Annotated in this window: 1 tRNA gene and 2 rRNA genes; all 3 read right to left on the bottom strand. The window is 57.7% G+C overall.

The features are described 5' to 3' along the window. Window positions 1–7 precede the first annotated feature (7 nt). Window positions 8–81: transfer RNA gene (locus tag ACVFYP_RS27615), tRNA-Met, on the bottom strand. A gap of 42 nt (window positions 82–123) precedes the next feature. Then, a 5S ribosomal RNA gene (rrf, locus tag ACVFYP_RS27610) occupies window positions 124–238 on the bottom strand. A gap of 124 nt (window positions 239–362) precedes the next feature. Continuing rightward, a 23S ribosomal RNA gene (locus ACVFYP_RS27605) occupies window positions 363–3099 on the bottom strand. Window positions 3100–3168: the final 69 nt, after the last annotated feature.

Raw genomic sequence — 3168 nt, 5'->3', positions numbered from 1 at the left:
GAATGGGATGCGGGGACAGGATTTGAACCTGTGACCTTCAGGTTATGAGCCTGACGAGCTACCGGGCTGCTCCACCCCGCGGTGGTGTTCTGTTTAAGAGGCGTATGATGTTCCGGTGTGGTGGCCCGGCGGCGACCTACTCTCCCGAGCCTTAAGGCTCAGTACCATGGGCGCTGGGGTGTTTCACGTCCGAGTTCGGGATGGGATCGGGTGTATCATCCCCGCGATGGCCACCGGGCCACCAGACCGGAACATCATATGCTGTTCGGTGTTTGGATTTGGTGTGTGTGTGAGGGTAGCGTGCGGTTTGGTGCTGCGCGCGGCGCCTGGTTCTTTCGAACCTGGGCCGGTGCGGCGATGGGGTATGGAGCGCTATCGGGCGATTAGGACCGCTCAGCTGAGTGAGTTACCCCACTTACACCTGCGGCCTATCAACGTGGTGGTCTTCCACGGCCCTCAGCGAGACCTCGTCTTGAGGCTGGTTTCCCGCTTAGATGCCTTCAGCGGTTATCCATTCCGCACTTGGCCACCCAGCCATGCCACGGGCGTGACAACTGGTTCACCAGAGGTGCGTCCATCCCGGTCCTCTCGTACTAGGGACAGATCCTCTCAAGTCTCGTACACCCACGGCAGATAGGGACCGAACTGTCTCACGACGTTCTAAACCCAGCTCACGTACCGCTTTAATCGGCGAACAGCCGAACCCTTGGGACCTGCTCCAGCCCCGGGATGCGATGAGCCGACATCGAGGTGCCAAACCTCCCCGTCGATGTGGACTCTTGGGGGAGATCAGCCTGTTATCCCTAGAGTACCTTTTATCCGTTGAGCGATGGCCCTTCCACGCGGGACCACCGGATCACTAAGGCCGACTTTCGTCTCTGTTCGCGCTGTCGCGCTCACAGTCAGGCGGGCTTATGCCTTTGCACTCAACAGCCGATGTCCGACCGGCTTGAGCCCACCATCGCGCGCCTCCGTTACCATTTGGGAGGCGACCGCCCCAGTCAAACTGCCCACCACGCAGGGTCCCGGCTCGGGGTGACCGAGCTCGGTTAGACGCCAGAAAGGCACAGGGTGGTATTTCAAGGTTGGCTCCACACAAGCTAGCGCCCATGCTTCAAAGCCTCCCACCTATCCTACACAGTCCCTTCCTGGCGCCACTGCGAAGCTGCAGTAAAGGTTCATAGGGTCTTTCCGTCTGACCGCGGGTACCCCGCATCTTCACGGGGAATTCAATTTCGCTGAGCCCATGCTGGAGACAGTGGGGAGGTCGTTACGCCATTCGTGCAGGTCGGAACTTACCCGACAAGGAATTTCGCTACCTTAGGACCGTTATAGTTACGGCCGCCGTTTACTGGGGCTTCGGTTCGGAGCTTGCACTCCTCCCCTTAACCTTCCAGCACCGGGCAGGCGTCAGACCCTATACGTCATCTCTCGATTTCGCAGAGCCCTGTGTTTTTACTAAACAGTCGCCACCCCCTGGTCTGTGCCACCCAACCACACTTGCGTGCAGCCAGGTCTCGCTTATCCCGAAGTTACGCGAGCAATTTGCCTAGTTCCTTCAGCATGGTTCCCTCAAGCGCCTTGGAATACTCGTCCAATCCACCTGTGTCGGTTTAGGGTACGGTCCATATGTCAGAGCTATTTCCCGAGCAGATCCAACAGCCACCCCAATCCAATAAGGGATAACTGCACTTCACTGCTGTCACTTCTGACGGGCCCAGGAATATTCACCTGGTTTCCATCGGCTACGGCTGTCGCCCTCGCCTTAGGGGCCGGCTCACCCTGCGCGGATTAGCCTTGCGCAGGAACCCTTGGATTTTCGGCGGGAGGGTTTCTCACCCTCCTTGTCGCTACTCATGTCCGCATTCGCACTTCCCATACCTCCACGGCCCCTCACGGATACCGCTTCACAGGCCTAGGGAACGCTCCGCTACCGCGCATCTTACGATGCACCCACAGCTTCGGCTCGTGGCTTGAGCCCCGTTACATTTTCGCCGCAGAACAGCTATTAGACCAGTGAGCTATTACGCTTTCTTTAAAGGATGGCTGCTTCTAAGCCAACCTCCTGGTTGTTTTGGCCGTCCCACATGCTTTCCCACTTAGCCACGAATTAGGGGCCTTAGCTGGTGGTCTGGGCTGTTTCCCTCTCGACAATGGACCTTAGCACCCACTGTCTGTCTGCCAGGCTGCACTCATCGGCATTCGGAGTTCGGTTGGGTTTGGTAGGACTTTGGGTCCCCCTAGCCCATCCGGTGCTCTACCTCCGACGGTGATCGCCTGACGATCTACCTCAATAGATTTCGCGGAGAACCAGCTATTTCCTGGTTTGATTGGCCTTTCACCCCTAGCCACAGATCATCCCCGACTTTTTCAACAGGCGTGGGTTCGGCCCTCCAGTAGGTGTTACCCCACCTTCAGCCTGTCCATGGCTAGATCACCAGGTTTCGGGTCTTCTGCCGGCAACTCAGCGCCCTATTCAGACTCGCTTTCGCTGCGCCTACACCTAACGGCTTAAGCTCGCTGCCAACAGAAACTCGCGGACCCATTATACAAAAGGTACGCCGTCACCCTTGCGGGCTCCGACTGCTTGTAGGCGTTCGGTTTCAGGTCTCTTTCACTCCCCTCGTCGGGGTGCTTTTCACCTTTCCCTCACGGTACTTGTGCACTATCGGTCGCCAGAGAGTATTTAGGCTTAGAGGGTGGTCCCCCTACGTTCAGACAGGGTTTCACGTGCCCCGCCCTACTCAAGGATCTATCAGAACACTACGGCTACGGGGCTATCACCCACTATGGCCAACCTTTCCAGGTTGCTCGCCTTCTTTCTGATAAACCACTGGCCTGCTCCGCTTTCGCTCGCCACTACTCGCGGAATCTCTGTTGATGTCTTTTCCTCCAGGTACTGAGATGTTTCAGTTCCCCGGGTTTGCCTCGTACACCTATGTATTCAGTGCACGATACTCCTTGCGGAGTGGGTTTCCCCATTCGGAAATTCGCGGATCAACGATTGCTCGCATCTCCCCGCGACTTATCGCAGCGTGCCACGTCCTTCATCGCCTTCTGGCGCCAAGGCATCCACCGAACGCCCTTGTCTTGCTCCATACTTCCCATCACCGTCCGCGCGCAGGACCAAACCGCACCAACCGGGCTCTCACCCTGTCAGCCGATCCG

It is taken from the genome of Roseomonas sp. F4, from assembly GCF_053891155.1.
The sequence above is the reverse complement of the archived record's forward strand: the minus strand, read 5'-3'. Positions and strand labels throughout refer to the sequence as shown.